Raw genomic sequence first — 328 nt, forward strand, 5'->3', positions numbered from 1 at the left:
TCACGGTACTATCCGCTATCGGTCACCAGGGAATATTTAGGCTTAGCGGGTGGTCCCGCCAGATTCACACGGGATTTCTCGGGCCCCGTGCTACTTGGGAAATACGCAAGAGAGCCGCTGATGTTTCGACTACGGGGGTCTTACCCTCTACGCCGGACCTTTCGCATGTCCTTCGCCTACATCAACGGTTTCTGACTCTCCGACCGGCCGGCAGACCGATCAAGCACACTCCCACAACCCCGCATACGCAACCCCTGCCGGGTCTCACACGTATACGGTTTAGCCTCATCCAGTTTCGCTCGCCACTACTCCCGGAATCACGGTTGTT

General features: G+C 57.3%; 1 rRNA gene. It reads right to left on the minus strand.

What is annotated here, in order from left to right:
• Nucleotides 1–328: ribosomal RNA gene (locus ADK36_RS15340) — 23S ribosomal RNA — on the minus strand; the annotation flags it as partial.

Origin of the sequence: Streptomyces viridochromogenes, from assembly GCF_001270495.1 — a bacterium.
Lineage (GTDB): Bacteria > Actinomycetota > Actinomycetes > Streptomycetales > Streptomycetaceae > Streptomyces > Streptomyces viridochromogenes_A.